Source organism: Bdellovibrio svalbardensis, assembly GCF_029531655.1.
GTDB lineage: Bacteria > Bdellovibrionota > Bdellovibrionia > Bdellovibrionales > Bdellovibrionaceae > Bdellovibrio > Bdellovibrio svalbardensis.
On the sequence record NZ_JANRMI010000002.1, the window covers coordinates 709,445 to 733,448 of the forward strand.

Annotated in this window: 27 protein-coding genes and 1 tRNA gene; 14 read left to right on the plus strand and 14 right to left on the minus strand. The window is 43.8% G+C overall.

The window, feature by feature from the left end:
- The first annotated feature begins 41 nt into the window (after positions 1–41).
- Positions 42–2,207, plus strand: a complete 2,166-nt coding sequence (locus NWE73_RS08540) for an FUSC family protein (protein WP_277577888.1) — start codon at positions 42–44, stop codon at positions 2,205–2,207.
- Here NWE73_RS08540 and NWE73_RS08545 read toward each other — a convergent pair.
- From NWE73_RS08545 to NWE73_RS08565, 5 genes are read right to left on the minus strand one after another with little or no spacing between them, the layout of a single operon-like run.
- Positions 2,204–3,127 (minus strand): hypothetical protein, encoded by a 924-nt coding sequence (locus tag NWE73_RS08545; protein WP_277577889.1) that lies wholly within the window; start codon positions 3,125–3,127, stop codon positions 2,204–2,206. The genes NWE73_RS08540 and NWE73_RS08545 overlap by 4 nt on opposite strands.
- Entirely contained in the window at positions 3,120–4,502 is a 1,383-nt protein-coding gene (locus tag NWE73_RS08550) for an ABC transporter permease (protein ID WP_277577890.1), read from the minus strand. Before NWE73_RS08550 ends, NWE73_RS08545 begins: the two co-directional genes overlap by 8 nt.
- A complete protein-coding gene (locus NWE73_RS08555; RefSeq protein WP_277577891.1) occupies positions 4,499–5,773 on the minus strand; it encodes a Mur ligase family protein in 1,275 nt (424 codons plus the stop codon). Before NWE73_RS08555 ends, NWE73_RS08550 begins: the two co-directional genes overlap by 4 nt.
- A 47-nt stretch (positions 5,774–5,820) precedes the next feature.
- Entirely contained in the window at positions 5,821–6,924 is a 1,104-nt protein-coding gene (locus tag NWE73_RS08560; RefSeq protein WP_277577892.1) for a glutamate-cysteine ligase family protein, read from the minus strand.
- On the minus strand, positions 6,921–7,439 hold the full coding sequence (locus tag NWE73_RS08565) for a PepSY-associated TM helix domain-containing protein (protein WP_277577893.1): 519 nt from the start codon (positions 7,437–7,439) through the stop codon (positions 6,921–6,923). Before NWE73_RS08565 ends, NWE73_RS08560 begins: the two co-directional genes overlap by 4 nt.
- Positions 7,440–7,632: 193 nt before the next feature.
- Here NWE73_RS08565 and NWE73_RS08570 point away from each other — a divergent pair, with 193 nt between their 5' ends.
- Positions 7,633–8,136 carry a ribonuclease H family protein gene (locus tag NWE73_RS08570; RefSeq protein WP_277577894.1) on the plus strand — a complete coding sequence of 168 codons (504 nt, stop codon included), beginning with the start codon at positions 7,633–7,635 and terminating at the stop codon, positions 8,134–8,136.
- Here the strand turns inward: NWE73_RS08570 and NWE73_RS08575 are convergent.
- The 3 genes from NWE73_RS08575 to NWE73_RS08585 all read right to left on the minus strand — a co-directional run bounded on the left by NWE73_RS08575 (position 8,115) and on the right by NWE73_RS08585 (position 9,805).
- Positions 8,115–8,855, minus strand: a complete 741-nt coding sequence (locus NWE73_RS08575; RefSeq protein WP_277577895.1) for a tRNA-uridine aminocarboxypropyltransferase — start codon at positions 8,853–8,855, stop codon at positions 8,115–8,117. The genes NWE73_RS08570 and NWE73_RS08575 overlap by 22 nt on opposite strands.
- Before the next feature lie 19 nt (positions 8,856–8,874).
- Positions 8,875–9,423, minus strand: coding sequence for a glutathione peroxidase (locus tag NWE73_RS08580; RefSeq protein WP_277577896.1), 549 nt, complete (start codon positions 9,421–9,423; stop codon positions 8,875–8,877).
- A 79-nt stretch (positions 9,424–9,502) separates the two neighbouring features.
- On the minus strand, positions 9,503–9,805 hold the full coding sequence (locus NWE73_RS08585) for a hypothetical protein (protein ID WP_277577897.1): 303 nt from the start codon (positions 9,803–9,805) through the stop codon (positions 9,503–9,505).
- A 459-nt stretch (positions 9,806–10,264) separates the two neighbouring features.
- On the opposite strand from NWE73_RS08585, the gene NWE73_RS08590 reads away from it, so the two are divergent.
- Positions 10,265–10,543 (plus strand): helix-turn-helix domain-containing protein, encoded by a 279-nt coding sequence (locus tag NWE73_RS08590; RefSeq protein ID WP_277577898.1) that lies wholly within the window; start codon positions 10,265–10,267, stop codon positions 10,541–10,543.
- A 30-nt stretch (positions 10,544–10,573) separates the two neighbouring features.
- Here NWE73_RS08590 and NWE73_RS08595 read toward each other — a convergent pair whose 3' ends face one another.
- On the minus strand, positions 10,574–11,038 hold the full coding sequence (locus tag NWE73_RS08595) for a GNAT family N-acetyltransferase (RefSeq protein WP_277577899.1): 465 nt from the start codon (positions 11,036–11,038) through the stop codon (positions 10,574–10,576).
- A gap of 83 nt (positions 11,039–11,121) precedes the next feature.
- Here NWE73_RS08595 and NWE73_RS08600 point away from each other — a divergent pair, with 83 nt between their 5' ends.
- Together NWE73_RS08600 and NWE73_RS08605 are read left to right on the plus strand one after the other, a co-directional pair.
- A complete protein-coding gene (locus NWE73_RS08600; protein WP_277577900.1) occupies positions 11,122–11,586 on the plus strand; it encodes a hypothetical protein in 465 nt (154 codons plus the stop codon).
- Positions 11,587–11,740: 154 nt separating this feature from the next.
- A tRNA-Met gene (locus NWE73_RS08605) sits at positions 11,741–11,817 on the plus strand.
- 153 nt (positions 11,818–11,970) lie between these two features.
- Here NWE73_RS08605 and NWE73_RS08610 read toward each other — a convergent pair.
- The 3 genes from NWE73_RS08610 to NWE73_RS08615 form a co-directional block, all read right to left on the minus strand.
- The gene (locus NWE73_RS08610) at positions 11,971–13,140 is read right to left on the minus strand and encodes a tyrosine-type recombinase/integrase (RefSeq protein WP_277577901.1); all 1,170 of its coding nucleotides are present in this window, start codon (positions 13,138–13,140) and stop codon (positions 11,971–11,973) included.
- Positions 13,141–13,157: 17 nt separating this feature from the next.
- A complete protein-coding gene (locus NWE73_RS18110; protein WP_407652939.1) occupies positions 13,158–13,412 on the minus strand; it encodes a helix-turn-helix domain-containing protein in 255 nt (84 codons plus the stop codon).
- A gap of 71 nt (positions 13,413–13,483) precedes the next feature.
- On the minus strand, positions 13,484–13,861 hold the full coding sequence (locus NWE73_RS08615; protein ID WP_277577902.1) for a hypothetical protein: 378 nt from the start codon (positions 13,859–13,861) through the stop codon (positions 13,484–13,486).
- A 431-nt stretch (positions 13,862–14,292) separates the two neighbouring features.
- Here NWE73_RS08615 and NWE73_RS08620 point away from each other — a divergent pair, with 431 nt between their 5' ends.
- From NWE73_RS08620 to NWE73_RS08650, 7 genes are all read left to right on the plus strand, one after another.
- Entirely contained in the window at positions 14,293–15,060 is a 768-nt protein-coding gene (locus tag NWE73_RS08620; protein WP_277577903.1) for a hypothetical protein, read from the plus strand.
- Between the two features lie 134 nt (positions 15,061–15,194).
- Entirely contained in the window at positions 15,195–15,938 is a 744-nt protein-coding gene (locus NWE73_RS08625; protein ID WP_277577904.1) for a replication-relaxation family protein, read from the plus strand.
- A gap of 1 nt (position 15,939) precedes the next feature.
- A complete protein-coding gene (locus tag NWE73_RS08630) occupies positions 15,940–17,271 on the plus strand; it encodes a type IV secretory system conjugative DNA transfer family protein (RefSeq protein WP_277577905.1) in 1,332 nt (443 codons plus the stop codon).
- 467 nt (positions 17,272–17,738) lie between these two features.
- Positions 17,739–18,857, plus strand: a complete 1,119-nt coding sequence (locus tag NWE73_RS08635; protein ID WP_277577906.1) for a C1 family peptidase — start codon at positions 17,739–17,741, stop codon at positions 18,855–18,857.
- A gap of 682 nt (positions 18,858–19,539) precedes the next feature.
- Positions 19,540–20,370, plus strand: coding sequence for a hypothetical protein (locus tag NWE73_RS08640; protein ID WP_277577907.1), 831 nt, complete (start codon positions 19,540–19,542; stop codon positions 20,368–20,370).
- 485 nt (positions 20,371–20,855) lie between these two features.
- Positions 20,856–21,137, plus strand: a complete 282-nt coding sequence (locus tag NWE73_RS08645) for a type II toxin-antitoxin system mRNA interferase toxin, RelE/StbE family (protein ID WP_277577908.1) — start codon at positions 20,856–20,858, stop codon at positions 21,135–21,137.
- Positions 21,127–21,441: a helix-turn-helix domain-containing protein gene (locus NWE73_RS08650; RefSeq protein ID WP_277577909.1), complete on the plus strand. Its 315-nt coding sequence runs from the start codon at positions 21,127–21,129 to the stop codon at positions 21,439–21,441. The genes NWE73_RS08645 and NWE73_RS08650 overlap by 11 nt, the downstream gene beginning before the upstream one ends.
- Before the next feature lie 275 nt (positions 21,442–21,716).
- Here NWE73_RS08650 and NWE73_RS08655 read toward each other — a convergent pair whose 3' ends face one another.
- Positions 21,717–22,049: a hypothetical protein gene (locus tag NWE73_RS08655; RefSeq protein WP_277577910.1), complete on the minus strand. Its 333-nt coding sequence runs from the start codon at positions 22,047–22,049 to the stop codon at positions 21,717–21,719.
- Between the two features lie 174 nt (positions 22,050–22,223).
- Between NWE73_RS08655 and NWE73_RS08660 the strand changes: the two genes are divergently transcribed.
- The gene (locus tag NWE73_RS08660) at positions 22,224–22,655 is read left to right on the plus strand and encodes a hypothetical protein (RefSeq protein WP_277577911.1); all 432 of its coding nucleotides are present in this window, start codon (positions 22,224–22,226) and stop codon (positions 22,653–22,655) included.
- Positions 22,656–22,941: 286 nt separating this feature from the next.
- Positions 22,942–23,349 (plus strand): hypothetical protein, encoded by a 408-nt coding sequence (locus NWE73_RS08665; RefSeq protein WP_277577912.1) that lies wholly within the window; start codon positions 22,942–22,944, stop codon positions 23,347–23,349.
- Between the two features lie 155 nt (positions 23,350–23,504).
- On the opposite strand, the gene NWE73_RS08670 is transcribed toward NWE73_RS08665, so the two are convergent.
- Positions 23,505–23,879, minus strand: coding sequence for an ASCH domain-containing protein (locus tag NWE73_RS08670; RefSeq protein WP_277577913.1), 375 nt, complete (start codon positions 23,877–23,879; stop codon positions 23,505–23,507).
- Between the last annotated feature and the right edge of the window lie 125 nt (positions 23,880–24,004).

Consider the following 24,004-nt stretch of genomic DNA (forward strand, 5'->3'; position numbering starts at 1 on the left):
AATCAGTACCTTTCAGAAATTTCGAGGAGTAGTCTGAGTTCATGGGTAAAATGAGTGGTTTTTGGGCTCAGCTAGGGCGATTTGAGAAAAATAAAATGGAACCTTGGTTGGGGTTTCGTGCGGCCCTCGGGATGGCTTTGTCTGTTGGTATTGGTTTCTTGGTTGGTTCACCTAAAATTGGGCTTTCGATCGCGATTGGCGCCCTGAATGTTTGTTTTTCTGATCGTTCGGATGCGTATTTAGATCGCGCCAAAAGAATGCTAACGGCTTCTGTACTGTCGGCGGTGGCGGTTTTTATTTCGGTTCTATCCGCCCATGATTCCACATTGATGTTTATCTTCCTCACTGTCGGGGCTTTTTTTGCCGGAATGTTAGTGGTAGTTGATGCGATCGCTGCCGACTTGGGCGTGATGGGGTTGGCCACGTTCTTGATTTTTTCAGTACAGCCTTTGAGTCCTGAAGCCGCTTTGTATTTAAGTCTTTATGCATTCCTTGGAGGCATCTTGCAGTCCATTGTCAGCGTGGGATTGTGGCCTCTTCGAAGATACAAACCCGAATGTCGGGCCTTGAGTAATCTATTTCAGGATTTGGCATTTCTTACGGTTTCAACGGGGCAGGCGAAGGACACTCCGATGGGAAGCTTACAGACTATTGAAACTCAGAATGCCTTGGTTGCCTTGGCCGGTGATGATCGAACAGAAGCGCGTCGCTATCGTTCTTTGTTAAGCCAAGCCGAGCGTCTGCGCATTACAATCCTGTCTTTAATTCGTCTTAAAAAGCGTTTACAGCGTGAAAATCCCCAGCACTTGAGCATTGAATCTGTGGCCAGAATTCTTGAAACGACAGCGCAGATCCTGCGAGCGGTCTCAGAGGTTGTCGTGAGTGGGCAGCCCTTAGGCGTTGGACCGAAGCTATTGGCTCAGGTTGATGATTCTTCTCAAGCAGTGAAGCTGCAAAGACTGGATTCCGAAACTCCTTTTATGACGGCCGTCTTGAATGATTTGGTCTATCAGTTGGAAGGCCTGGGAGGTCAGCTTCGTGCCACAGTCGATTTGTCATTGAAGACCACACAAGTGGGTATTGAAAAGGCGGAACGTCTTGAAGCCTCACGGCCTTTAAAGATGCGCTTTCGAGGAACATTGGCAACTTTGCGCGCGAATATGACCTTTCAATCGCCGGGCTTTCGCCATGCCATTCGTCTTACGGTGTGCATCGTCATCGGGGAGCTTGTCAGTCACAGTTTGCATTTGAGTCGAGCTTATTGGGTGCCAATGACGATCGCCATCGTGCTGAAACCAGACTATGCCTCCACCTTCAGTCGTGGGTTGCTAAGGATGGCTGGCACTCTGGTTGGTTTGGTCCTGGCAACTGTGTTGTTTCATATTCTACCAGATAATCCCTGGGTGAGTGTTTCGTTGATTGTGTTTTTTTCTTTTTTGATTCGCTGGATTGGTCCGACAAATTATGGAATTTTTGCGATGAGCATGGCCGCCCTTGTTGTCCTCTTAATCGCTCTGACTGGTGTTGCCCCCAAAGATGTCATCTGGGCTCGTGGGATTAATACTTTCTTAGGAGGAGTTATTGCCCTGGTCGTGTATTGGCTCTGGCCAACTTCAGAAAAACTTCAATTGAGTGAAGTGGTGGCGCGCATGTTGGAAACTTATCATGAATATTTTAAAGCCATTGCATCCTCGGTGCGAAAGAAGTCAGTTCGGTCGGATGCAGAGATGGATAGTCTCAGGCAAAAGGCGCGAGTGGCGCGATTCAACTTTCAGGCGGCCTCGGGGCGCATCTCTTTAGAAAGAGGTGTCACTTTTGAAGATTTAAAAATCATCAGCGCCGTTACCGTAGCCTCAAATAGATTTGCCCATGCTATGATGGCCGTGGAGGCAGGATCATCCCTGCAATTCTCTGAAGACCAACTCAGAGCCTTCGATGTCTTCGCGGAAAGTGTTGAAGAGAGTTTAACTCTTCTCTGTGAGGCTTTGCGCGGGCGTGAGGTCCTGCGCAATCAGTTTCCTGATGTGCGTGGTGCCTATGTTCAGTTCGCAGAAACTCAGAAAAAAGCCAGTGAGCAATATGCCATACTCTTTGAAGAGACGGATCGTATGACAAACAGTCTTGTGACTCTCACTGAGCAGGTTTTAAAAAGACTTTTCAATAAAAGATTTCAAAGTTCCAACGAAGTGAAAACGGTCGAGCCCTAAAAGACTGAAAAAATTGTCGTCAGATTTAGAGTGACGCCCGACCAGGTTAAATGCTGCGGATAAAATGTCAAAAAGGGATTGATGTAGATATCTCGTTGGTAGGCATAGCCCAGGCCTAATTTTTGGTTGATGGATTTATTTAATAAGGCAAATTGGTCGCTGCGGCCCCGTGGATTCCAAAGTGAAATATTGGATGAGAACACAAAGCTCAGTTTGTCTGAAAAATTGTATTTCAAATTAGGGTTGAATTCAAAACTATAGCGAGCTGCTTTCCCATCCGCAGTTTGGTATTCGCGGTTGTAGAGGAAGTAACCCACGGCCATATCAGTGCCAATGGAAAATCCGCTCGGGCCCAGGTCATAGACCAGCGAGTGATTGTCTAAAAGCATTCCGTATTGTCCCACTTTGGTGAAATCAGGGACGGTTCTAAGTACAAACCCCGGGGAGTTCTTCATTTGAATTCCGGCGATGCGACTTGAGTAGTCGTAGGTTAGCGACGGATTGCTCAAGTCAGTTCTTTCTGCTCCATGAAAAGGATGAATTGATTTAAGCCCGGTGGAAATGCCCACTGTGCTTTTTGAGTTGATGCGATAGCGGGCGCCTATGGAACCCCCTAAAGAAGTTTGAAAACTTCCAATGCTGCCATCTGGATTTGGCTGATCTTTTTCAGAAAGATCGGTCAATGTCGGTCCATTGTAGGTGAAGTTGAATTTCAGACTGTATCGGGATAGGGAGCCTGCATCTGCTTTTAGTTTTGCGTCTGTAATCTCTGTATTTTCTTGGAAGGTCTTGTTCTTGATTTCGTCACTCAGAACGGATCTATTGGCTATGTTCTCAGTTCCAGAAACATGGGACGAAGATGTCTGCGCTTGGGCGCAAACCGAGAAAATCAACGAAGAGCAAAGTAAAAATTTATTCATACATTAAACCTTCGTCCTTTAAGAGCAATACCTTGGATGCAAATCGTTTTGTTTGATCCCGATTGTGCGTAATCATAACGAGGCTATGATTTTTTTGTTGTGTCCATTCGTCTAAAAAAGCTTCCAGCAGCTCCGTCTTCTGTGAATCCAGGGAGGAGCTAGGTTCATCGAGGAAAAGTACCTGAGGGTCGAACTGCAGACTGCGGATCAGGTGAATCAATTGACCTTCACCGCCTGAAAGTGTTGTCGCATTTTTTTGAAGGATATCTGGTGGAAGCCCCAGCTTTTTCAAAAATTTCTGAATTCTATCAGCTTTATAGATTTTCTCGCTGTTGTTCTTAAAACTGAAAGGCCAGCGCAGGTTTTCTTCAACGGTTCCCGGAATAAAGAAAGCTCTTTGATGAAGATATTGAGTTTTTAATGAGCTGCTTTCAAGAAGTTTGACTGAAGATTTGTTTTGCAGTGTTGCGCGCACGGATTCCAAATCTAAAAGTCTCATGGACTTTAGCAGACGACTCTTTCCGGTTCCAGAAGGTCCGCTGAGTACGAGTTTTTCATGCTGCTCTAAGGGGAAGCTCCAAGGTTGTTCCTGGGAGGTTAACCACGAAGGCATAAAGAAAAAATGGTTCAGGCCAAGGGCCACCAAAGTTCCAACCATCGCGGTCAGTAAGATTAGAAACATAACCAGGATTTGAAAGCGGGCCGCAGTGACGGGATCGACGCCGCCGATTAGCTGACCGGCCATCACACCCGGCAAACTCACGATTCCTACGATGGTCATTCCATTCAGATTGGGAGTAAGGGCGTTACGCAAAAGATCACGGTAAAGACGCTGACAAGCTTCAAAGGAATTTGCACCCAGAGCTTTGAAAGTTTCAATTTCTAAAATATTCTCGGCACGCACTCTTTCTAGTCCGACGAAGGCCAATGAAATGGCAGACAGGGCATTGCCCATGAGTACGCCCATAAAGGGTATAAAGAAAATCGACTGTTGCAGAGCTTGCGCGCGGAAGAACACCTCCAAGGCAATAAAACCTAAAGGCCAAACACTGGCAAGAAGTGCAACAAGTGCTGCAACATAATATTTCAAGTTCTTTTGTTTTAAACGAGAAGTGACTGCCTGTGCTGCGACCAGGGTCATAACTAAAAGAATGAGTAGATTGACGACAAGGGATTCGCTTTTAAAAACCCACCTTAGGATATAGCCAACTCCGATGAGTTGTAGAGTGGTGCGCAGCGACGCTATGAAGAAGTCTTTTTTCAGATCAAGCTTAAGAAGTTTTGAGATGGCCATGGCAACAAGAACCAAAACGAAAGCCATGGCGATCTGTAGATTTCCAAAGTCCTGAGCGTACAAAGAGTTGGCGGAATTCATGAGTCACCAAAAATAGTTTGCAACTGAATAGATTTGGAACCTTTAAAATAAATCAGATCAAATTCAAGGCGTTGATTTTGAATCCTACGAGCATCCGCAGCTGATTGAAAATGTTGTAGCTGGTCTGAAGAAAACCCCAAGCTTTTCAATTCCTGATGAATCCAATTAGCTTCAGTTCCAACAGTTGCTACGGCAACACGCGCAGATAAGCCAAAGAGATCTTTAATTTGATGAGCAACTTTACGATGCTCTGCTTCGGCAGATTCTCCCAGCTCAAGCATCGATCCTAAAACCAACAGCAGGCGCTTTTCGTTTGAAAGTTTCTTCAGCCGTTGAAGGCCTTCGGCATAACTTTCAGGGCTGGCGTTGAAAGCGTCATCAATGGCCGTCACTCGGTCCCACTGGAAGAGCTGAAAACGGCGAGGAACTCCGTCAAATTTTTGCAGACCATCTTGTATTGCAGATAAAGGCGCGCCCATGGATTTGGCGACAGCGACAGATGCTGCAACATTGAGTGCTTTTGCTGCCCCCTGAAAAGGGCAGTCAAGTTTCACGGTGTCGTCCATGATCCGCAACGTAATTTGCTCAGTGGTCTCGTCTAAAATCCGGATTGAGCTTTGTTTGGAGTAACCAAAGGAAAGAACATTCTTTCCAGTTTGCATGGCATATTCAAGAATTAAAAGGTTGTCAGAAGGAACGACCAAGGATTTAGCGGATTCAGAATTGAGGCAGGAGATTTTTTCGTTCCAAAGATTTTCTTTGCAGCCAAACTCTCCAACATGTGCGCTTCCGATATTTAACAACGCAACCACGGAAGGTTGTAAATAACTGAGCGGAATGGCGAAGTCGTTCACGCGCCGTGCACCCATTTCGAAACTGGCGCATTGGCAATCAGAAGGCAGACGTAAAATCTGCGTTGCTAAGGCAATTTTAGTATTTTGATTGTCCGGGCTGATAAAATATTTTTGAGGATGCCAGGATTTTAAAATCGCACCCACAAGTTCTTTCACGCTGGTCTTGCCAGCGCTTCCCGCAATGACTGCAATCTGAGGATTGATTTGGGCTCGCTTTTCACGAGCCAAAGAAAACAGATAATCACGAAGATTGGGAACCGCAAAGTTCGAAGTTTTCAGTAAGGATGAATCAAAAGAGTCGCGCTGACCTTGTTCGTAGGTAAAGCCCACCGCTCCTCGAGAGAGTGCCTCTGCAATCAAAGCGTGCTGATTTATCTCTTTGATGGTCATCGGAAGAAACCAATCTCCCGATTTCACCTTTGATAGGTCAGTTTGAATTGAAGAGCAAGGAGGCTTGTTCATTATTAAACTCGGAACTGACTGCGAGACTTCAGAACGTCTTTCAATGACTTGGTCTGTTGAAACATTTCAATCATATCGTCCGCCGGAGTCTTTCCAGTCAAAACACGCTTTTTGAAAACCTCAAGTGCTTTGGCATCATAGCCCCATTCTTTAAGAACAGCGGGGGCCCGCTCAAGCAATTCAGTTGCGCGCGCAGACATATCTTCAGCTTGCAAGCCATGACGAGCCACTTGGCCTAGATCATAGATGCGAGTCTGCTTGGTGGCGCGCCCTTGAAGTCCTTCATCCAAGACCAAGGCAAGGAAAGATAGAAATTGCGCTTCAATTTCTTCAACAGAATTCGGCATATCGAACACTTTGAATTCATAGCGATTTTTTTCAGTTGGGTGAAACTCAATCGGAGGTGCGATATAGCTGCGTTTGTGCATGCGGAAGCTTTTTCCAAAACCTTCACGCAATTCCCAAGGGGCGCCATCACAGAATGGAGATGCCACGCTCAGGGCTGACAACGCTGGTCCATAGTAGTTGATCTTAGCTTCAAGTTCTTCTTCGTTGACCATCGCCGCGAGAGTTTCTGGCAGGCTCACGTTAATATCCGGACCAAAGGTCGTCATAACTTCCATAGACCACTGCCAGTAATCATGGCGACGTTTGTTTTGGGGGCCGGAAAATTTTGAATGTATAGGGTGATGTGAAAGACAGACCAGATCGTATCCGTGTTCATTCATTGCTGTCTTGAGGCGATGAAACAATGTGGTGTGAACTTGCAAGACATGTTCAAGGCTGTCACAGACCGGAGTCCGAATCTCAACTCCCTTTGGTAAAATTTCTTTTGCTCCCACATCCATATCTGGAAGATGGTAACCTTCGACCACGAAAGGCATTAATTTTGTTTGCGGAGGCTCGAGGTCCAATCCATCGCACGAAGGAATTCCATCCAAAGGAACGGTCTCGAAGATGTCGTTCAAAAGTTCAAAAGTCAGATCATGATGCCACAATGGAGTGAAGTCGTCTTTTTTTACGACGAGATATTCTGATTCAAGACCAAAGCGAAATCCCTTGGCAAAATTCTTTTTTTCTTCACTAGAGAATTGAGTAAAGTTCATGGGGTTGATCCTTGGCTAAGTTTCTTTTTTCTTTTATTAAAATATGGTTGAGTAAATATTGCGATTCCTGACGCCAACAGGAAGAAGACGCCAAGAGCGCTAGGCAGAAAGACACCATATCTTACGAAGGGACCAAAATAAGCTCCCTCATGGAGTGAAGTAAGAAAAGAGGCCCTGCGTATTCCCGTTCCCGTTACCTGGCCGGTGGCTCCGTCGATTTGAATTTCCCATTGGGTGTTCTTCGCGCGCAGGCGGATATTTCCAGTAGCAGGTCGGATATCTATTTGTGAAACATCCTTCCAGCTTTTAATTTTGGCTTCAGGGATACTTTGAGCAGCGGTTAGAATTTGTTCAAAAGAAACACTCAAGCCTGTTTTGATGGGCGCGTACTCGGGCTGAACCCAAGAATTAAAGCCACGAGTCGCCAGCAAAATACCCGTCGTGAGTGTGATCACGAAGGGAAGAGCTATTGCGACAGATATCCAGCGGTGCCATTTGCGAAAAGATCGAATCATAGGGCGACAGATATACTCGATTGGGTTCTTTTCTAAAAGAGAACCCTGTCTAATGAGAAATAATGAAAATCAAGTGAATGCGAGAGGCTCTAAATCTGTTTCTTTGCATCTGAGGTCGATTGGAGGGGAGTGCGTCGATAAAACTTTGTTCATTTAACCGGGCGGGCATGATTGAATAAAAGTCGGAGGAACGGTGTCGAGAGCAGTGAAGAGAGTTTTTCAGAAATTAGTTCAATTTATCTGCACAAAAGATAAGTCGCCTGTTTTTGAAATCTATACTGACGGAAGCTGGAAAGCCGGTCGAGGTGCTTGGGCTTATGTTCAAGTTAAGAATGGTCAAATAACCAAAGAGGATTCGGGCCCAGCAAGAAAGACCAATTGCACGCGGATGGAGTTTCAAGCGGCCATAGAGGCTCTGCGTTCTTTGCCGTTAGGAACCAAGGCCACTCTTTATTCAGACTCACGTATCTTGGTTGATACCATGACTCTGTGGTTGTCGGATTGGAAGCAAAACGGGTGGCTTAAGAAAACCGGTCAAGAGATCCCAAGCGTTGATCAAATCAAAATACTGGATTCTTTAAACGAACAGCACTCTATTTCTTGGCGGTGGGTGCGCGCGCACGCGGGCGTTGTCTTTAACGAGCGATGTGATCAGCTCTGTATTCAGGCTAGAACTCAGGCTAAGCAATCACCTTGACGTTTGCGTTCGCGACTCAATGGATCCTTGCCCGAGCGTGCATAGGAATCTTTCACGTAGTCCAGTTGTCGTTCGACCATCTTATCAAAGACTTGAAGTAAATTATCATGGCAGCGAGAAGCAGTGTTAAAGCCGCTGACTGAACCGAGTAATTCGATGCTCTGGTGTATTGCTTCAATAGTTGAGAAACAATGTGTATTGGGCTGTCTGCGCACGCGAAAGTTTGAAGGTTTTGCAGGGGAAAAGCAAATTTTAGGCAAGGCTTTGATATTCGCACTTTTGCGGACCATCTTTTTTGCCGTGGCCCAGGTACCATCAATGACGAAGATGCGCAGTTTTCTTCCGACGGGAAAAAGCTCGGCTTTTTCTGTTTCGGTCATTGGGGTCAAATCCTTTGAATCCGCTCCTGGATAAAGAATCACAGAATGAAAATCAGGGTCCGCAATCAATGCATTCACTTGCGCATTGTTGGAGTAATCTTCGCCCGAAATCATGTGAGAATTTTCCAAACACAAAGAGGACATTCTTCCAGTGGCAATGCGGCGGCGAACTTCGATGGGGTGAATCAGAATTACAAACTCCATCCCGGGATCAAATCTCTGGATGGAGGGGCAATAGCAACCCACGTCTGGCTGCAGGCAATGGGCACACATCACTCTGGTGGTGCTTTGTTTGGCCGCGAGGCTCAGACGTGCTTGTAGGTAAGTTTGCAGATTCACGAGGCTCCTGAGGGGTTAATTACGCAAGAGCTTTTTCAATGGCCTTAGTCAGGATTTCATCATGGGGATTCATGTCTGGCGCAAAACGGCCCACCACTTTTCCATCGCGACCAATCAAGAATTTTTCAAAGTTCCAAAGAACATCGGATGGATTTGTGCGGAACTCACCATATTCGTTCAATGTCTTTTCGAAATGACTGTCTGGATTTTTAGTCGTGTGAGGAATTGTTTGGGTTAGATAGTTGTACAGCGGATGCTGTCCTTCGCCCTTCACGACAACTTTGGAAAACATCGGGAATTTGATGCCGAAATTCATCGTGCAAAAGTCTTTGATCTCGTCGTTAGAACCGGGTTCTTGCCCGGCGAATTCATTTGCTGGAAAGCCAAGAATTTCAAGACCGTTGTTTTTATATTTCTCGTAGAGACTTGCAAGATCAGTGTATTGAGGAGTGAGTCCGCATTTTGAAGCAGTATTCACAATAAGAAGGACTTTGCCTTTGTATTGCTCAAGTTGAACGGGCTTGCCGCTGATATCTGCTACTTTGAAATCGTGAACATTGCCTGACATAGGAACCTCTCTAGGGTGGTTAGGATTTATACCCTAGAGCATAGCGATATTGCGACGAGTAATGGAAGTCTAATCGTCTTCAATGATCTTTCTGTTTTTTCTTTTCATGAATCACCGAGGAGCGCCCGGCACCAATGTCTGTGAGGGCTCCGGTCGGTGAGCCCTCAATATCTTCTTTGGTCATGGAAACGGCACGACCTTTTCTGTCAGAGTACCCCGACATCTTTGCATCGTGCAGGCTGGTTTCACCGTAGTCGATCTGCTCGTCGCGAGGGTCAAAGTCAGGCGGATGTTTGTGTGTGGAGGAGCGTTGCGGTTGTGCTGTGATTTCGCCTGCGGGTTTGATCTTGCTGCTAGGTTTCCCTATCTGTTCTTTCTTCATAGAGGCCTCCTAAAAATGAGAACCAGAACCGCTGCTATCAGTTTAACCCAAGGGTGAATGGGAGCGCATGTTGTATCTGCTCACAGCATCAAGACAAGAGTCTGGCTGTTGAAAGTTATTATTCATTTTGCGCATATTCGAATTCTATTTATGCGTCTTTTAGAGGGAGGGTGGATTTGCTATTATGAGTCTATCGAAGCAATAACAAATTAAGGAGGCTTCTATGATGCAGTTTTTCTCTTCTCTTAAAGTAAGAATTTTCCACAACACAACAGTTCAAAGAGATTCGGAACAGAACTCAGCGCTACTGGCTTGCTTAGCAAATATAAACTAAATAGCTTTATCTAACAAATGTACAGTACGCTCCAGAATTGGTTCTTAAAAAACCGAATCAGATTTTAGAATGCTTGTTCCCGCAATAACTTCCTGTTAGTTTTATAAATCTTCGGGAGTAACAGCATGGGCGAAAAGTTAAGTAAGCTAGCAAGTTTTCTAAAAGAAGGCCGCCTTAAAGCGGGTCTCTCTCAAAAAGAAGTTTCTGAATATCTTAAATACGACACACCACAATTTGTATCTAACTGGGAGCGCGGAATTGCCGCTCCACCCATTTCTATTCTTAAAAAGCTAGCGGATCTATATAAGATCTCTTCAGAGAAATTGTTCGAAGTGGTTTTGGCCGAAGAGATCCGTCTTACTGAAGAAAATCTTCGCAAAAAATTTAAAATGTCCAAGGCTTAGTCTGCTGAGTTAAGAGGGAGCTGCTCCCTCTTACAGTTTTTTCGTCATTTCGACCTGTTGAGGTTTGAATCCCATCTTAATATTAAATTCGATCATGTCCTGGTTGCTATAGAAGACTCCCGTGATCATCATCACAGCGCCATTCTTCTTCGCCCATTGTTCGCCCAAACGCTTGAGCTCCTTGCCTATGCCTTGTTCGCGGTGGTCGCCAGAAACCCACAGGGAATGAATATGTGCGACTTTCTCGCCCTGTCTGTCGGAAAGAGCCACCCAGTGCATTCCGATGATTTCACCTTCAGCGGTTTTAGCAAAGAGCATTAAGAGATCCTTGTTCTCGGCAGAGTTTCGAAGGAACTTACACCAGTTTTGAATTCTTTCTTCTGTGACCCGATAAGTGGGATCCCAGTTCAGGGGTGCACTTTCGTGAATTTGTGCGGCTCGATATATTTCACTGGGTTTCTGAAAGTTTAAAGTGCTGTAAGTGATGTTTTGCATGGGCGCACTTTACAAGAGCCACTGCTGATAGCAACGGAAAAGGCACTTTGACTCTATCAGGGGCGGGCAGTTAGGATGCGATTGTGAAAATTGCATACACTAAAGACGAAATTAAAGTTACCGGCCGCGCGATGAAGAGTCTTATTCCAGATCTTCTGTTTAGTTTGATTTTTATTACTATGGGAGGTCTGGCGATCGACGTCGTTCCTGAGTATAAGATCTTAGCTGGCTTTCTGATGATATTTTTCTTTTTCGCCTTTGCGCGAAGTTTGTTTCATCACTTCTCATCTTCGATCACGATCACCTCAAGCACCTTTGAGCTTCGTCACTTTGGAAGAGTCTTTAAGGCGCAAGGGGAGCCTGTCAGAGTCATTTTCCCTTATATCCGACCGAAAGATTATGATTTTGGCGTGAGCGCATGTTTTGTGATCGGGGAGAATCGTGGGTGGACCTCTTTTGCGAACGTAGATGATTTCGTTAAGTTCATCCAGCAAGCTCAAGACTTGTATGAAAACATAGAGATCGAAGACGCCACAGCGAATATGTAAGATTGCTGCCACTATATGAGGCAAGTTGCTGATCTTGCTTGTAAAGCTCGCATGATACAAGGTGGCATAAAAAGAGAATCCGAAAATAAACAGAAGGAAAGGTTGACCCCACCCCCTTACTTCTATACAACTGAATCCTCTGAACAAACTCTGTCGCGGGGTGGAGCAGTCTGGTAGCTCGTCGGGCTCATAACCCGAAGGTCGTAGGTTCAAATCCTGCCCCCGCAACCAATTTTCTCGACGGATTTGTTAAAGAATATCAAAGGGTTATCGCTGAAAGGCAATAACCCTTTTTTCATTCTAAAACCATCAAAATTCGGAAAAGGGTCCACAAAGGGTCCACCAACTATCGAACAAATACGAGCTCAAACGAAATGAAAAAGATTATCTTGCACAAGAGATGTCATGATCTTCAGGGTTAACTACTAACTTGAGATCAGCATATTTTTCTGCAGGAATAATCTGAAATTCCTTTGATACTTTTTCGACCGCATCGCTGAGCAGGTGTGAGTAGTTCATTGTTGTTTGAATATTTGCATGCCCGGCAATTTCTTTAACTGTTTTGATATCAACTTTTTTAGAAATCAAAAGAGTGATCGCCGTATGGCGCAGGTCATGGAAGCGAATTGTCTTTCCGCCCCAGGCCCTGATATCTTGTTTAAATCTTCGGGCGATGAAATTTTCATGACAAATGGGGAGCCCAGTTTCGGTAGAAAAAACTAAGTCATCCATGGCAATCGTATTACTCATACACCAAACCTTCAGTTCTTCGCGAAGGTGATCGTTGCAGGGGACATCTCGACCTTTGCCACTTTTAGTTTGTGCGAGCTCCTGAGAAACTCGATTAAACTGACGGCAAACTGAGATAATTCCACGGGTCGAATTAATATCGCAGCGCTTTAAGCCCCATATTTCACCAGCACGCATGCCGGTATTGATGGCGAGTAGGTAGACGATAAAGATCCAGCGATCCTTTGTGTGTCGAGGGTACTTTTGGTCGATATGCCGAAGAAAGTGCCTGGCTTCACCTTCAGTTAAAAACTTCATTTCAAGAAAAGTTTTCTTCATTTTGGTAAAGCCTTGAGCTGGATGAAAGGGAATTCTTCTGTGTTTCACGGAATGATTCAAAACTGCCATTAAGATTTCTGTCTTCCTATTGCAGGTTGAGGGAGCCAGGCCCTTTTTGAATTCAGCTTGTTGGTACTTAGAGAGAAACTCCGGAGTCATCTTTTCGATCGGCAAATTTGGAAAAACTTTGATAAAGGATGAAACAACTTCTTTCGCCTTAACTTTGTGGCCGGGGGAGAACTTTGAATCTGCATCCTCGAGCCAGTAAGTGGATTCACTATTAAATGTGCGATCTTTAAAGGTGATGCTTGGGAAGGGGTTCTCAGCTAATTCTTGTTTCTTTTTCTCAAATTCCAATAGAAACTTTTCGGCGTCGATTTTTCGATCAAAAATCTTTTTTAGTCGCTTGGATCCGCGTCCGTTTTCATAGACACGAACTTCCCAGCGAACTTCGCCGTTTTTAGTTGTAATTCTTTTTGCTGACATGAAGTCTCCTTAATTCGCTACGGGCAATAAATTCCGTTTTGCGAAAAAATCCACTTTCTTAAAATGTCAGTTCGGATAAATAGTCTTCGATTTAACTTCACAAAGAGTTCGCGCGGAACGCCTCGGAGTGCGCCTCTATATTTCCAATCATAAATGGTTTTAATAGAGATGCCGAGAAGTTCGCAAACTTCATTGGGAGTTAATAGTGCTTTTAGGTTTTCAAAGAGCGAAAAGCGTTCGGATTCAGCTCCAGGAGCTGGGTTCATGGTCATGGTAATACCTCTGTATTTTTAAGCAAATAGTTTGTAATTAAGGGTGGAAATCGACGGAGTGCGCGATTTCACTATCGTAAAAGGGTTTCTCCGCGAAGAAGTTTGCCGATGAATTGATCTAGGGTGATCTTTCCATTTAGCTTTTGATAATCTTCGTGGGCAATATTCAGTCGGTCTTTTTCGGACAGCGACCTTTCTTGAAGGGCTGTTAAGTGTTCAGGCAGAATGAGTGAGAGCCCAAGGGAGATGATCTCATGATCCCGAATTTTCTTGCCATGGGTTTTCTTGTTGGCCCGATCACTTAATTGTTGAAGTAGTTTCCCAGTTTCCGGATCGAGTTTCTTCAAAAGGGATTTCTTCTTCGCTGGGGCAGTCTTTTTGGTTTCTTTGAGCTCTTTCGAGTCTTTAATTGCAGAATTGTCGGCCGGTATGGTTTCAGCATTTTTCACGTATCCTCCTAGTGGTTGTGAATAATTTCTGCTGAACCTTTAAGCAATGCGTTGGCCAATTTAAAATCAGTCTAAATCGATGAACACCGAAAGTGCGGACGAAAGAGCGGCCAATGCACGGATGTAAGATACCGTTCGTAATTGTCCGATGTATCCGAAAAAGCCAACTCAGAAGCGCCAGCCGGTGAATCCGTCCAGGCACCCGGTTTGCGGGTGTACTATTTCCGGACCCACTCCCAAGTTCCTAAGTAAATCCAAACCTCTGGCTCCCGTCCGGTCTGCTGGCTGCTGTAAACCACCCACTCCCTACGAGATTGGGTGGTTTACAGCAGCCAGCAGACCAGACGGTATCGCAGTAGGGGAACAATATAAACTTGGGAGTGGGTCCGAAATTTCATTTTCTATTTTTATTCAGAAATGGGGAGGGTTGGGTGGGGATGCAATTAGAAATAAAGGATTTACTTTCAGTAAATCCAAAAACAACAAAATCTCGAGCAGTTATTTTATCTGATCGAGATTTAACAATATTAGAATTTCTCTTAGATATGAAATTCGCATCGCTCAAAGATATCTTTGAGCGATTTTTTTCAGTCACCCTTCAGGGTGAGCCCGCGAGAAGCAACGAGTGGGCAATTAGACGCCTTCAGCAGTTGGAGAAGGCACAGTTAGTTAAGTCTGTTCATTCCTTTTCAGAAAGAAGGCGTTATTTTATAGCGACTTTAAAGGCATATAGGGCTGTTACGGACCGTAAGCCTATGGGTTTTGTTTCGAAACCTTTGCAGACGATTGATTTGAAAACCTTCTTGCATGACAAGATGGTTTTAGAGTCGAGAATTATACTTGAGAATCAGAGAGCGGCGACTTGCTGGGTCTCTGATAGGAAGCTTCGAAGCAGTGCAGAGTTGGCTGGAGGGCTTTCGAAGAAGTATATTCCTGATGGTATTTATACCGAAGACAATATCAAAACCGCGATTGAGATTGAAATCGCGGTTAAATCCAAAGTGAGATATCAAGACAAGATCAAAAAGTACGTGCAATTAATGCGTTCACAGGATGTGAAACATAAGACTTTTGATCGTGTGCTTTTCGTCTGCGCAAAAGACAATATCTTCGAATTTCTTTCGAAGGAGACAAAGATTTACGGGGATCTTTTTGAAGTAAATCATTTTAATGACTTCTTCAAAATAGATTATCCGTAGTCCGCATCATTCGGCCACGGTCGAATATTCATCCCTTTCTATTTGGTTTCTAAGAGTGCTCTGTACCTTGCATCTTAAGGCAGTCAACTAAAACCAAAAACACACTCTTTCAGAGTGAGAAAAGGACAATTTAAGTGACAAAAACATATGCATTTCCAAAGCGTGAACCACAACTGCCGCTAGAGAAGTTGTTATCAATGAACGAATTGGAAATCACAAAGTACGTTTTGGAAATGCGCTATCTGACGCTCGGACAAATCATCACAAGGTTTTATGATGAGGGAAGAGTGGAGGAGAGTGTTCGTAAGCTTTTGAATTTGCAAATTCTAAAGTGTAAGGACGAAACATTGAATGAGCAGTCCTTGTTTTTAGCTACTCTGAAAGGATTTGAATTGGTACAGGCGGAGTGGAAGGATAAGAAAATTCCGCAGGTCACTAAGTCAGTAATGCCAGGTAGACTGAATCATGATTTGCTGCTCAATGATCTACGTATCCGATTTGAACAGTTGAATTACTTAAAGCAATGGGCTTCAGAGCAATCATTAAAAGAGGTGCCTTTGTTTTTGAGAGAGTTTCAAAACATGCCGGATGCTTGTTGTAAGAAGAAAAACGATAAGAGTTATTTCTTAGAGTTAGAAGTAGCAATGAAGAATGCAAAGGCATACCGAGATCGTATCGAGACATACCTGAAAGTCTTGCAGCATCCAGATATGAAGGGCGCAGGGATTGAAGGAGTCATTTTCTTTTGTACTGATGACAAAGTTGTAGAAGTCATCAAAAAGCAAATCCCTAAGGAAGCTAAAGGGATTTCAGTGATGCCTTATTATAAGTACTTTGCAAATAAGGACGAAGAACCAAGATCGGTTACGGTGCATTAATATGTTAAATTTAGAAATTCTAAAGCGAGACCTTAGTTCCCTCCTAGGGTTTAGCCCTAAAGAGCCCAATATTCAAATTGGTAGGATAGCGGGCTCTTTCTTTCAAAATGAAAAACTCACTGACAGTGAACTCAATCACCATGTCCATATTGTGGGGGCTAGCGGTTTTGGTAAGACCGTTTTGCTTACAAAAATCATGAAAAGCAGACTTACCCGCGGGCAGGGGTTGCTTTGGATAGATCTAAAAGGCGATGTCGACACGATTCAGGAGATGATCAAAACGGTAAAGGAAAGTGGCCGAGGGAAGGATCTTAAGATCTTTTCAATTTCTCATCCAGAGCTTACGGGGTCATATAACTTACTGCAAAATGGGGATGCGACGGAATTAAGAGATAAACTTATGGGGAGCTTTGAGTGGAGTAATGAGTTTTATAAGGATCAGGCAGCAAGCTATTTGCTAAAACTGTTCATGGGACTTACTTGGCTCAGAGAACATCAGCAATACAGGTTTGATTTAGCTACAGTTCTAGAATCCATTACGAACCCAGAATTTGTGGAGGAATTGTGCTTAAAGATTCCAGAAAGCGCGCTGCAAATTAAAAGACTGATGGAGGATTTGTATTCCTACATCAATAACAAAACAAGCTATGAGAACCTTTCGGGGTTACGGGCGCATTTAGAAAGTTTAGTGCTTTCAAATTTCGGTAAGTTCCTGAAGGAATCTCCAGACGGGATTAACCTATTTCAAGCCGTAAAAAACCAACAGGTGGCTTTTATCTTTTTGGATTCAAGAAGGTATAAGGCAACAGCTAAGGCGATTGGTAGACTTATCGTTCAAGATATCATTGCGACTTCAGCGAGGATTGATGCGGAGATTCCAAAATCTAAGCGGAAACCCTTTGTTTGTTTTATTGACGAGTTTGCAGATTTAGCGACGCCGGATTTTATTAGCTTCCCCGATAGGGCTAGAAGTTCAAAAATGTCCTTGGTTCTATCGCACCAGGAAATTGCCGATCTTAAAGCGGTGGATGAGAACTTTGCTACAAGGCTTACTGCGAATATGGCAACGCTGTACGCCTTTTTGCAATCAAACCCAGATAGTGCGGAGGCGATTGCAAGTAGAGGAGGGACGAAGTCGGTGTTGAGGGCGACGGAAAAGACCAAGAGGATGTTATTTTGGGATGTGCCGACGGGGGAAAAGTCTTTACGACAGACGGAAGAATTTAACATTCATCCAAACACCATCAAGTCGCTCGGGGTGGGGGAGTGTGTGGTTATTAAGAAATATCCTAGAGCCGTGGCCTATAAAGTCCGCGTCAACCCCGAGGTTTAGGTCGGTGAAAAGGGGTCATCTGACTGCGTTGGCGAGAACCTTCCTTCACTGCGACATACTGACCAGTATGCCTCGCTTCGAAAGAACCTCTTCGCCTTGCATCTGGTCCCTTTTGACCAACCTTGGATGTGGATGCCTAAAAATTAAAAGTTAACCTATCGAAAAAAAAGTAATCCTGTCTGAAATGACGGGGTTGAATGTCATTGAACCCGATCTACATATGGTCATGCTCAAGGCCTTGAGTATGATCATATCGCCAACAACCTTTTGTATTGGAAGTCTGAGATTAAATAAACGGGTTCTGGCTTTTAAGCATTTGGTTTTATTCAAACTAAGCAATATGTTTTTCCAGGAAACCTAAATGTTGAAGGGTGCCTTTTTTGCATTCCGGACCTTTGTCAATGAACAGTCTAGAATTCTTTAGCCAAGAGTACGCATTATTCTGTGAGAATGTATAATTTTAATTGATGGCATTACTTCCAGCATATCGACCCCTAGTTTTATTTATTTTATTGTTTTCTTTCAGCGGTACTGCTTTCTGTATCACAGAAAGTGATTGCGCGCCTGTACGTTTGGATCAGAATGGCGGCCCTTTCCAAACACTTCCGATTTACAATCAAACTGATAATGTGGGAACAGATACAGGTATGTGTTATGCAATCTCTGCCTCACAGCTTATTGATGCGAAAAGAATGAAACTGGGCAAGTTCGATGGCAAACTTACATCTCCAGCTTCCTTAGCATTGAATTGGGTCAACCATTTTCTGTCTCCAGAAGAATTAGCAAATAATAGGCAAAATAGAGAAACCTTTAGAAAACCAATTAAAGAAAATCTTATTGAAGGTAAAGGTATCGCAAGCACACTCTATGGAAATTTTGGAAAATTGACTCCGGCTATTGAAGCAAGCCGTAATAAGCATGTATGCGACGAAACGTGGCTTAAAAAGCAATCAATTATCTCAAGCGAAAATCATGACAAAATGTTTTCTCAAATATTTTCGCTCATCGACGAACAGTTCGAAGCTGAATCTAATATAGATCGTGTATACAAAAAGATTTTATCGATAAACTCTCAAGCCAACTCAACGGGATGCGCCGATTCGAAAGGCAACTTAAACCAAATCCAAGATATTCTTGAAGCGATAAAAAAGGCTACTGAACATATTAAGCCTGAACGACAAGCCAAGGCTTTCATTGATCGAATTTGTAAAGATCATTCAGTCTATGTTGATGTTCCAGAACCAAAAGAGCTAATCTGTTTTCAGAAAAAGTGTAAAGATGAACAAGAAAGATCTCTTAACGATCTAATTAGCTCTCCTGATTTTGCCGGAGTGGGAATGCACTATGATCCAAATATTTTGTTTAAAGAGAATGGTCCGATTGGTGGATCTCATGTGTCTGTGATTATTGGTCGCAGATATGACAACGAAGCCGGGAGATGTATGGTTTTAATTCGAGATACTTATGGTTCTGACTGCAAAGCTCCTAGACTAAATATGAAATACAAAAATTGCGAAAATGGCCAACACTGGATACCCATTGAAGATGTCGTTAACTCAAGTGTATCGTTAACGTATTTTGAATAATACCCCTGGTCTTGTGATCAAAGCCTGCGCGGAAATGTGCAGGCTTTTTAATTTTTAAAAGACTCTTCGCATCTGAACCTTTCTTATCCCCCATGGGAGTCAATCAAAACAGTTTTAACATATATCGTAAAAAGAAATCCTGTCTGAAATGACGGGGTTGAGTGTCGGCTCACCCGCACTACACCGGCATAGCATGGATGCTATCTCCGGCGCGCAAGCCCGCAGGGTTGAGGACAGGAGTCCGAGACATCTAAAGCACGGTAGCTGGTTCAACTGTCGCACTGATTCAGGCTCCTGCCTTCATCCCTGCGGGCTATGCTCCGGGGTAGCATCCTGCTACGCCGGTCCTCAGCTACCGCTGCTATCGCCAACAACTTTTTCATAGTCCTAGCTGGTTCAGCTGCTGCACTCCGCAGGCGGGGCCGCATTGTATTAGAAGTCTGGGGTCAAATATATGCGTTCTGAGTTAAAAACATTCCATTGATGAACTGAAGCGATACTGTGGTACCATCCAGCAATGAGTAAAAAAATCCAAATACAAGACGAACTGGCCAGGCTTTTCGCTGACTCCCATTTTAAGTATCGAAAAATAAATCCGACGCCTCGTTTGCGTAAAAGTTTAGAGCAAGGTTTTGTAAATGGTCATTTCGCCCCTTTTACCGCTAAGGGCGGAGGACTTTTTTTGCGAAGAAGTAAAAAGCAGCAGCTTGTGGCGGCCGTTCTAATAACCACAGTGCCTGTAGAGTTTCAGTCAAAAATTTTCGAGCGAAAATTCATGATTCTTTCAATGCCAGGAGACAGCAGCTCCCTAAAATGGGCTAAATCTGTCTTAGAAGAAAATGAAAGTCTTTTGGGAAAACGATGTTCTGGAAAACTTGAGTACTGGCAAAAAGATCTAATTCCTTGGTTCGAAAGTAAAGGAATCGGAATACGCTCAGTTCTGCTTCACGGTGATATTGATAAATCATTGAGGCTTTTACGAGCACACTACGGAAAAACTTTGCGGGAATCTTTCGAAAAGGCGGGTTTACATATCTTACCTGCCCGCTCGATCAAAGATATCGATAGCTACATTCGGTTGATCAAATCAGAATTCACCAAGAATCCGCAATTTGGCGCAACAGTAAAGAATCCAAAATTTCTAAAATTTGTAAAAATGGATCAAAGAAATAATATGAAGAATGGCAATCCGCCATTGCTCGTTTATCGAGGTAAAACACTTTGCGGCGGATTGGATCTGATCGAAGTCCCAGCCGGATTAGATGGAAAGAAACGGGCTGCTTTCGGTATAAATCTCAATTCGAAAATGCAAGGCAAAGGCCTTTCTCGAGCTCTTTATGAAAGAATTCTATTAGAACTTCAAAAAAGAGGATTCAAAACATACTATGGGAACACCGGACAACCTGGAGTCATGCGCATGGGAAAAATCATGGGCCGCTGGGTTGGTGGCTACACTCTTGATCGTGGCGTCGCTAGGCCGTTTCCTAAAGATCATTTTAAATTATGGCTTTAAATCCCTAGTAATATAATCTAAGCCTGCGCAGAAATGTGCAGGATTTTTAGTTTGGGATGAATTCCAGTCCTCAACATATCTTCCACACTTCAAACTCCACACACACACTTGCGGGATTCGGACAAGCTTACTTCGTAAGCTTGTCTATTTGTTGGAATCCAATTGGCATGCCTTGCAGAAAAGCCAGTCCGAAGGCGTTTAGCTGGTTCAGCTCGCGCACTCCTCAGCTACTGCTGGGTTTAGCTGGTTCAGCTACAGCACTCCTCAGTTACTGCTGGTTTTAGCTGGTTCAGCTTGCGCACTCCGCGGGCGGGGCCGCAGGTTCAGCTTGCGCACTACACGGTCAAGCCGCAGGTTCAACTTCGTCCCGTTGGGACTGCGTTCTCCCGGCTTCCCGCCGTTGAAATACATATTTTAAAGGGGTTTTCAGTGCAAATCCATAACTTGACAGACTTAACCAAATTGGTTAATAATGAGGAGTCCCAGTGATCAAGGTTGTCCGTCTTAGTAAGAAGGCGCAGCGAAACTTACTTCAAGTTCCGAATTACATTAAGAATAATGTATTGTTGTGGATTCAATCGATCGAAGAGCTTGGGTTGGAAGAAGTTCGTAAAATCCCAGGGTTTCATGACGAGCCATTAAAGGGAAATCGATTGGGACAGAGATCCATTCGTCTTAATCGTTCTTATAGAGCAATTTATATTGTCCAGAGCAACGGTGATGTTGAACTTGTTGAAGTCATAGAGGTGAATAAACATGCGTACTAAGAAAAAAAGCGATGCAGTTAAATTTTTAGAGAGCATTTCAGATGGTCCTCTAACATTGGGATCGGTTTTGAATTCACTTCGTCTGGCTGAAGATATGACTCAAGCGCAAATGGCAAAAAAGCTGAGAATCTCAACTGCTCATCTTTCGCAAATCGAAAAGGGGCATAAATTTTTGAGTCCGGAAAGAGCGCAAGCGTTTGCAAAGAAACTAGGGCATTCGCCAGTTATGTTTGTGAAATACAGCCTTCAGGATCAATTAACGAGAGCGAAGCTTCCATATAAAATTGTTTTGGAAGCTTCTTAGCCTCCTCGTGGGAGGTTGATGAAAAACGGCCATCTCCTTTGTTGTCAGTCATTCGACTGTCCTCGACGTATTATAAATACGCCTGTGGGAATCGAATGCCTTTCGCCGCGGAGCTAACCATTTTTGATCAACCAATTGCAATGGAAAAAAAAAAGGGGGGGCGGGAACCCCGATGTCCTTCGGACATGAAAGACGGGGATTCGTCTGCGAAGTTCTTTGGTGAATTTAGAGGTGAAGTCTTTTATGAGTCGAGAAGGTGGGTTGGTGAATGAGATTTATTTTGATGGTATGGATTTTAAGGCACAAATATTTTCAACTGATTTACTTACCAGTGGCAGAGCTTTCTCATAACCGTCGATATCGCTCTGTGGAATATTGGCATTTATATAGAGAAGATTGAGGTTTTCTATTATATAAGTGTCGTCATGCTTGCGTGTGACGACCACATTGGCACCATTGTAGCGTCCGTTCTGACGTACTTTGTAGTAGGTGTGAAAATATTCTTTTGGACAGTCTGGCCAGCAGCGAAAGGTTTTTCTTTCCTGACCAATGTATTCAACTTCAGGGACAGCTTGAACTGCGCGCTTGATGCACTCTTGATTAGTCATTAGAGACTCGAAAGGAATTTCGCTGCGAATGATTCGAGCGCGATCGCAGCCGGACGCTATTAAAAGTAAAAAGATAAGAGCATTATTTAATCTCAACATCTTGTAATTAGAAAACAGAATAATGTTTGTGTATAGCTAATATTTAGTTAAAGTAAGGTCGTGATTGGATGGTAAATGACCTCAAAAACTAACAAACAAATTGCAACTACAATCGGTGTCTTCGGCCTTGCCATTTTTATAGCAATTCTATGGTGGAATCTGTATGGCGTTAAATACGTCGAGAAGGCAAAAGAGTCCGAACTTCGCACGATTATGGCATCTGTGGTGACCGCTGAGCGAGCCTATTTCGAAGAATACAAGAAATTCTCTTCGGATCTAAAAGCCATTGGTTATTCTGCAGAAGGAAATCTAAGATCGACAATTTATCTAAAGCCAGAAGATATTCCTGTAGGTTTGAGGGAAGAGCTATCAGAATCGGACATTCCATTCGTTCGCGATGATGATTATCAGATACTGGGAGTCTTAAAAGATAATCACAGAATTTCCTTCTGGACTCAGCGAAAGGGTGATGAGCCCAAAAAGGTAAAAAGTGTTCAACCTCATTAAACCCATAGAAGTGCGCTGTAGGAATTGCCAACATGTTGGCGTTTCAAAAATTAACAACAGCTATCGAACTGTTTGTGTTTTACTATTGGTAGTAGCGATTCTTGGAATGACATTACCCCAGTTGAATTTCGGATTAACAGTGAGCAGGAAAGTCTGGGTATTGGAAACAATTTGGTTTCTGCCATTAGTGGCTACTTTTGCCGCATTTTTTTCTCCAAATGCGCATAGTTGCGAAAAATGCGGGTCCACTTTTTTAAGGGAAGTGTAGTGTTGGTTGAGAGGATATATGATTAAGGTAAAAGATTTCTTTATCCGGTTTTCGTATTTGATTTTCGCTGTGATTATTCTCTGCGTGGGATTTTCCTATGGCGCCTTTCGGAAGCATTATATAGAGACTGCCAGTCGAGCCACAGGGCTGATCGTGGAAGTGAATCATCCCGGACGGAGTTGCTACCAAACTTATGAGTTTGCATATGGTGATAAGAAATATGTCGGGACAAGTAAGTGTGGTGCGTTTGCCAAGGTAGGCGATTCGGTAGAGATACTTTATCGGTTAAATGGCGACGAGATACAAGACTATCAGGTTAAGGAAGATTCAAACCCTTGGGATGTATTTTATCTGAGTCTTGTCGTCGCCGTTGTTGTAATTCTTTTTCAATGGATGGTCTTGATAAAGAAGAAAACTGGCGGTTAGTGGTTTTTTTGAGTTACTTCAGCTCCACACTGTGGGCGTGGCCCAACTTCAGTTTCGCACTTGCTTCACTCTGTAAGCGTAGCGGAGTTGCTTCAGCTTTTCGACCCCAGGTCTGTCAGCTCTGCGAGTTACTTCAGTTTCGCACTGATAGTGCTTCACTCTGTAAGCGTAGCTTTCACAGTATAAATATTCCTGGCGGCCATTACGGTTTCTGTTGAGGTAATGGGCCTGATATCTTCAAGCTCCCAAGAATAATAGCCCGGAACCCATTTGGTCGCACAAGCTGCCAACATATCGCCCGCCATGAATGGTCTAACGTTTTTGATTTTAACGAGCGCTACGGGCTTGCCGTGAGGATCTGTGATGCCGTCTTCACGTAAGTAGTGATAATTCTCAACGATCAAGAGGTCGCCTTTAAAGCCTTCTGGAGGTTTCCAGGAACGGACTTCGATGGTTTTGGAGCCGTCTGCGATGCGGGTGCCATTTGGGTAAACTATAGACAAAGCATTGTAGGTAGTAGAAGTGGCCATGGCATCGTCCTTAACATAGAAAAGCCCATCCGAAACCGGATGAGCATGCCTCCAGGCACTTCTAGAATCTATGATTTCTAGAAGTTGAAATCAAGATTCGACTGCTGAAAAGGCCGCATCTGACT